This window comes from Armatimonas sp., from assembly GCF_964826245.1.
This window is the reverse complement of the sequence record NZ_CBAYMC010000244.1, coordinates 1-6273: the sequence shown is the minus strand read 5'-3', so window position 1 is coordinate 6273 and position 6273 is coordinate 1. Positions and strand designations below refer to the sequence as shown.

Genomic DNA, 6273 nt, shown 5'->3' with positions numbered 1-6273 from the left:
GTCACACTAAACAAATCCCGAACCGTGTTGTTGTACTCCAGGCGACTCAAGCGCCGTAGAACCGTATGTCCAGGCGCAGCTTTCACGGGCGCGGCATCCAGCACAGCGGCCAGAGCCACTCCTAGAGCACCACGCTCAGGCTCAGGGAGTTTTTTAGCACCACGCGGCGGCATCGAGCGATCTTTGAGGCGAGCGAGCCCCTTGCGCCAGTTCTCCGCATTTTTATGAATCCCGGCCACATCCGCGGGATCGAGATTGATACCGCCACTGGGCTGGCTCCCGGAGTGGCAGGTCAGGCAGTACTGCTTCAGAAGCGGCAGCGCCTCTTTTTCGTGACGGGCCACTAAATCTGCGGGTGGCTGTGGAGCTGCCGCTGCCAGCAATAGCAGCGAGAGCGGCAAAAATCTGAGCATGCCGTTATTATATCCCTCCAGAGAGATAGAGCAACAACCTACAATCAGAGTGAGATGTCTCCCCCAACCCAAGAGCTAGAAGCGCTTCGTCTCGAAAACGAGCGCTTGAAGAGTGCTCTCGTCGCTGCCGATCAGCGACGAGCGCTTCTGGATCACATCGGGGCACACCTACAACAAACCCTCCAGCTCGATGATCTTATCCCGTGCCTCTTTGCCGAGGTCAATGCCGCGCTTCAGGCCGAGGCACAGTCGCTCTGGCTGGCAGATCACTTGCATCGTCGCATCACCTGCCGCTTTGCCACGGGCCCTGGAGCCGCGCAAGTGCAGGGCCTCTCGCTTCCCCTCGATGAGGGTATCGTGGGAGCGACCATCACGCGCCAGCAGTCGCTGCTCATCACCGATGCCCAGCTCGACGACCGCCATAGCCGCCTCGCGGATAGTGTGACGGGCCGCGTCACACACTCGCTTCTCTCTGTGCCCCTGGTGCGTGGCGGTGTTGCAATTGGTGCGATGCAGGCGATCAATAAGGCGGAGAGCCGCCCTTTTGAGCACGCGGATCTGGAGCTCTTTCGTGCCATCGCCGATGTGGCCGCACTCACTCTGGAGAACGCGCTGCTCTACACCCAGCTCGAAGTCAGCTACAACGCCACTCTAGAAGCCCTCTCCACCGCTCTGGACCAGCGCGACCAGGACACCGAAGGGCACTCCCAGCGCGTTGCGGCCTACACCGTTCGGCTCGGCCAAGAGATTGGCCTGCCCATCGAGGAGCTGCGCTTTCTGCGCCGCGCGGCCCTGCTCCATGATATCGGCAAGATCGGAATCCCCGATGCGATCCTCAACAAGCCTGGCCCCCTCACCCCCGATGAGCGCAAGGTCATGCAGCGCCACCCTCGGCTTGGTTTTGAGATGCTCCAAGGAATCGCGCACCTGAGCCGTGAGCGCGATATTGTGCTGACCCACCAGGAGCGCTGGGATGGCAACGGCTACCCAATGCGCCTCTCGGGGGAGGACATTCCCCTCGCCGCCCGCCTCTTTGCTCTCGTGGACACGTTCGATGCCATCCGCTCTGACCGCCCCTACCGCAAAGGCCGCGACTACGCCACGGCAGCCCATATTATCGCCGAGGAGTCCGGCAAGCAGTTCGAGCCCCGCCTCGTCGAGGCGTTCCTACGCGTCCCCGAAGCAGAGTGGGCCGTGATACAGGCAAGCCTTGCTACAGAAGCAACTTCAACGATAATGGCTGAACCCTTGCCATTGAAGAAAGCAGCATAGAGGGTTATATTTCCCCCACCCGAAGCTATATTTCCGGCTTCTTCCCTCAGCCGACCCTCTTCCTGTGACGCTCATACCTCGCTAGGAAGAGGGTTCTCCAGCACTCAGTTTCCTAAATCTGATACCACCCGTCTCCCTCCGACGAAGCTTGCATAATCCGCCGGACAAAAGACACCAGCTCTTTGGGATTGAAGGGCTTCGTTAAACAAATATCAAAAAGAGGCGACCTATAACCCATTGACCAATTATGATCAAGTCTTTGATCAACGATCATAATCCGACAACAACCGTACCACTTGTCATTGTATAACCATAGCACTGACCTACAAAGCTCGTACCCGCTTGCCCCTGGCAAAAAATCATCTACAGTTATCAAGATCGGGAGCTTCTGCAAAAGCGCTTCCCATGCCTCCTCGGCGCTGTAAGCAATTTCGACTTTGTAGCCTGCCTCGCGAAGGTAGCCCGCGATCAGGTTCGCCATGGCAGGCGTATCGTCCACGACCAGAATATGCTCGCCTTGTGCTATGGGCTTATTGGGGAGCGGAAGAAAACGCTCGTCCATGGTCGCTTTCTCTCAAAACCCTCTTCCTCCGCGAAGCGGGAAACAGGAAGAGGGTCGGCGGAGTGAGGAACGAACGAAGCCGGGGAGATGGCCCGAAGGGGCTACACCTCGGTTAAGATCGCGGCCTTTCGGGCCTCGAAGTCGGCTTGCGTGATGAGCTCCTCTTCTAACAAGACCTTCAGGTTAGCGAGGCGCTCTTTGAGGCTGCCAAGGCTTGCGGGGCCAGGAGCCACCACGACGGGCTGGGCAGGTGCGGCGACGGGAGCGGGTGCCACGGCGACGGGCGCAGGGGCAATGGGTGCGACAATCACGGCAGGCATCTCGGGGTTGTAGTTGATGTTCTCCAAGTAGTCCGTGATAGCCTGCTGGTAAGGACGTAGAATTGCACGACCGAAGTTTCGCGCGTTCTGCTGCTCGACATGCGCGAGAAGCTGCTGGCCCATGAGCTGCACGCCCTGCTCCACCAGCTTGGCCTGAATCCCCCGGTCAATCTGCTCTTTTAGCTGCCGCTGGTCACACAGCAAGAGCACCATCTCACGTGCCTCGCGTGGCGGACGGTTCGACTGCTCGGCTTCGGTCTCTGCGGCTTGCATCAGCTTGGCAAGATCCCCCGTGATGGAGATGAACGTGCCCAGCGGGTCGGTCTTGGCCATGCCGAAGCGATCGCGGTAGCTGGCGATAAACTTAATGGTCTCGCGGGCTCCCGCGGCGGTATAGCGCGTGTCTTTTTCCTCAGCAATCACGCCCATAGCCCAGCCAACACAGAAGGTCTGCCAGGCCCCTTTCTGATCCTCAAAGCTCGGGGGCGCGATCCGTAGCCACTCTTTCACATCACGGCGTGTGTGGATCGGGTTGGCACTCGCCCCCGCGGCTTTGGCCTGCTCGTAGGCGAACTGGTAGTTCTCCATTCCCTCTAAAAGGCGGAGTGGGAACGAGGCCCGCTCGCGCAAAAAGAGCACCTGGTGTGGCTCACCCGCGTTGGTGATCTGACCATCGCGGATTCCCTGGACGGTCTCCTTGAGCATCTTATTAAAGACACCCTCCGCCTCAGAGCGTGGCTCTGAGCCGTGCATCACACCGACAATGGTCTGGGACTTGTTCTGGTGGTGCTTGTAGTTAGGGGCATTCTCCGCCAAGTGAATAAAAGGCTGCGAGAGCGCGTGGATGCGCCGCAGCTCCTCAATGGCCCGGTCGGTGCCGACACCGAAGCGCTCGAAGAATTTTTCGAGCACCGCCTCTTGCTCCACCGCCTTAAAGACGACCCGGCAGCGCCCGATAATCCCCGAGCGTACCCGGTTCAGATCGGCATCGCGCAGACCATAGATATTGCCGCTGGTACCCAGCTCACTGAGAATATCCGCCGACGTCGTGTTAACGGTCGCATTGCCAGGGTCGGAGCCATTGCCCACATAGGCCGTGTAGCGCTTGTCAATATCCCCATTGACGTAGGTCACCTGGCCGTTCTCTTTCTCCTGGCGCTGCCCGCGATCAAAGATCACCAGGCCATTGACATCCACCGGGTTCTCGACCGCGGTCTGCTCCTCTTTGTGGAAGAACGCCTCCAGCCCCTTCATCCGCTCGATATAGGCATCCATCTCGGTCTTGAGGTTTTCCAGGACCCCCAGCATTCCGGTGTAGAAGTAGATCGCATGCTCCGCCGTTCGGATGTCAAGAAGTGTCGTCTCCCACTGCCGGGCACGGGTGAGATACTCTTCTTTTTTCTCATCAATTTCTTTACGCTTAGCTCCCATGATGAGCGAGAGCATCGCGTCTTTGGCAAGCCGGTTCATCTCGGAGACCTGCGTGTCCCGGCTCTCGGCAATCGGGGCCAGGGTCGGCTGGGCTTCATCGCGCATCCGCCCCAGCTCCGTGGCGTAGGCCCGGAAGCGCTCGACCGCATGGTCCAAAAAGGCCCGCGCGACCCCGTGCCGCCGGTTGGGATCGTTGACACACTCGCTGATGAAGTTGCGGAGCGCGTTCTCTTTGGCCGGAATTGTGCCGCGCAGGTTCTGCTGCATCTGGAAGAGATACTCCCCGAGGTTGGCGCGCTGCTTGGAGAGAATGTCCGGGTTCGGGTCGGTGTCGGTGAAGCGGCTCTGGTGCTCTTCCTGCCGCGCCATGAGAAACGCCCCGACATTGTCGTGCCCCGGATAGGCCGCGCCGTAGCTGCGGTTCACCCCATTCCAGTAGGCCAGAGCCACATCGCGCAAGAGCTCCCCCGACTCGATATTGGCGACTTGGATGCCGCGCTGGATGCTCTCGGGATCGAGGCCTAGCCGCCCCAGCTCCTGCTCGGCAAACGCCCCGACATTGCTGACACGCGCCAGCGGCTCTGTCCAGCGGGTGAGAATCTGCCGTGCCAAGCGGCTCGCACAGGCGTGGAGCACTTTATCTTTGGGGAAGTGGATCGCGGCCAAACCCATCGCGAGGTAGTTCTGAGCGCACCCGAGGTCATCGGGACTTGTCAGGAACTGATCGAAGTTGTCGCGGTTGGACTTTTTCTGGCGCTGGAACTCACTGGTCAGGTCCAAGAACACCGAGTGCCCGACCATCTCGACCATCTTGTCCACACTGCCGAGATTGGCAGCGGGGCTTGACGTGTCCACGAGATAGGTGTAGCGAAACGGTGGGTCGGCGTTCTCGATCCCGGGCTGATCCGGCTTGTACTGCGCGGTGAACGTCGTGGAGATATCGGTGTAGTGGTTGAGCTCTAGCAGGCTGGCGTAGGCATTGGGCCGGTTGTCCACGGCCACGGCGGCGGTGTTGGGCGGGATGCCAAAGATCCCGATAATCTCCAGCATGCGCTGGTCTTTGAAGAGCTCTTTGATGGTATAGGCCAAGTCCAAAAACATCCCCGAGCCGGTGCCACCCAAGAGCGAGCCGACAATGTAGACCGTCACGCCCTCGGAGACCTGCATCCCGTTCTTGATCGCGATTGCCTTGCTGGCATCTTTGGTGATCTCGGTGTACTCCTCCTCAAGACGTCGGGCGATGGTGTCGTAGTTCCAGTAGAGTGCCAGGCGACCCCGCGCACGCACCGCGCCCGCTCCCTGGTGGATGTCGCCTGAGAGCGTCCGAGGGTCGAGCCAGTCGCGGAGGTGCGGGTACTCGCGCAGATTTCGTCGTAGCTGCTCGACGCCGTGCACGGAGCAGTGGATCTTGTCGGCGTTGTCTAGGTTCGCCGCGTCGGAGTAGTTGGGGTTCTTGCCAAAGATGGCCTGATCGGTGTCCAAAAGCAAGAACGAGACAATGGGCAGCTTGTCGAGCGAGCCGTACTTCTGGATCATGCGCTGGCGCACGTCGAGCAGGATCTTATGGCCCGTCCCACCGACAGCGATCATCAGCGAGCGAGAGATTCCCCGGAGCTTCTGGTCTTCGTTCTGAGGAAGCGCAGGAGCGTTACTTAAAGAGGGGGAAGAAGAGGTAGGCAGCGGCGGCGGCGCGGAAGGCGTGGTGGTCTCGTCAGGCATGGTCATATTATACTCCGAACCACTAGACGCGCGATATGCCCTATCGGTTGCGGCCTGGTGTCATTTCATCGTGGGCGGCAAAAGCGGCCCGCTGATGGGACAAGCAGGCTAAAGCCCGCTTCGGAGCCTCTACCCATGTGCGAAAATTCACGTTGTCTTTCGCCCCAACCTACCCCACACTTTTTTGGGGACAGTCCAGTGGATTCTATCGCCTAAAAGTTGCGGCGACGGGTACACTTTAAGCTATGAAAATGACCTGGACCGATGCAGAAGATATTGGAATTGATCTCTACGATGCGAACCCGGACACAGACCCGCTGACCGTGCGCTTTACGGACTTGCACAAAATGGTAGTGGCACTCCCGGACTTTGCCGACGACCCACTGGCCTCAAACGAAGCCAAACTGGAAGCGATCCAGATGGCCTGGTACGAGGAGTTTAAAGACAATCAGTGAGGAGAATCAGCAGACGTCAGAAATGCTGTTTCCAGCAAGGTGAGACTTTCCTTGAGAGTATGCTCTGTAAAGTTGAGCACAACTCCTGCAATCCCGATTTT

Annotated in this window: 5 protein-coding genes; 2 read left to right on the top strand and 3 right to left on the bottom strand. The window is 59.2% G+C overall.

The window, feature by feature from the left end; translation table 11 throughout:
* Positions 1–413, bottom strand: a 413-nt coding sequence (locus AC1XOS_RS18510; protein WP_481963697.1) for a DUF1587 domain-containing protein, incomplete at its 3' end; no start/stop codon positions are given.
* A 54-nt stretch (positions 414–467) separates the two neighbouring features.
* Here AC1XOS_RS18510 and AC1XOS_RS18505 point away from each other — a divergent pair.
* On the top strand, positions 468–1685 hold the full coding sequence (locus AC1XOS_RS18505; protein WP_481963696.1) for an HD-GYP domain-containing protein: 1218 nt from the start codon (positions 468–470) through the stop codon (positions 1683–1685).
* A gap of 112 nt (positions 1686–1797) precedes the next feature.
* Here AC1XOS_RS18505 and AC1XOS_RS18500 read toward each other — a convergent pair whose 3' ends face one another.
* Both AC1XOS_RS18500 and AC1XOS_RS18495 read right to left on the bottom strand, forming a co-directional pair.
* Complete coding sequence (locus tag AC1XOS_RS18500; protein WP_481963695.1) at positions 1798–2247, bottom strand: response regulator transcription factor; 450 nt, start codon at positions 2245–2247, stop codon at positions 1798–1800.
* Positions 2248–2348: 101 nt separating this feature from the next.
* A complete protein-coding gene (locus AC1XOS_RS18495) occupies positions 2349–5717 on the bottom strand; it encodes a tubulin-like doman-containing protein (protein WP_481963694.1) in 3369 nt (1122 codons plus the stop codon).
* A 245-nt stretch (positions 5718–5962) separates the two neighbouring features.
* On the opposite strand from AC1XOS_RS18495, the gene iscX reads away from it, so the two are divergent.
* Positions 5963–6172: a Fe-S cluster assembly protein IscX gene (gene iscX / locus AC1XOS_RS18490; RefSeq protein ID WP_481963693.1), complete on the top strand. Its 210-nt coding sequence runs from the start codon at positions 5963–5965 to the stop codon at positions 6170–6172.
* Positions 6173–6273 lie beyond the last annotated feature (101 nt).

Excerpts from the sequence above, each read along its gene's own strand:
- AC1XOS_RS18505 (WP_481963696.1), top strand. The coding sequence starts at position 468 with ATGTCTCCCCCAACCCAAGAGCTAGAAGCGCTTCGTCTCGAAAACGAG.
- iscX (WP_481963693.1), top strand. The coding sequence starts at position 5,963 with ATGAAAATGACCTGGACCGATGCAGAAGATATTGGAATTGATCTCTAC.
- AC1XOS_RS18500 (WP_481963695.1), bottom strand. The coding sequence starts at position 2,247 with ATGGACGAGCGTTTTCTTCCGCTCCCCAATAAGCCCATAGCACAAGGC.
- AC1XOS_RS18495 (WP_481963694.1), bottom strand. The coding sequence starts at position 5,717 with ATGCCTGACGAGACCACCACGCCTTCCGCGCCGCCGCCGCTGCCTACC.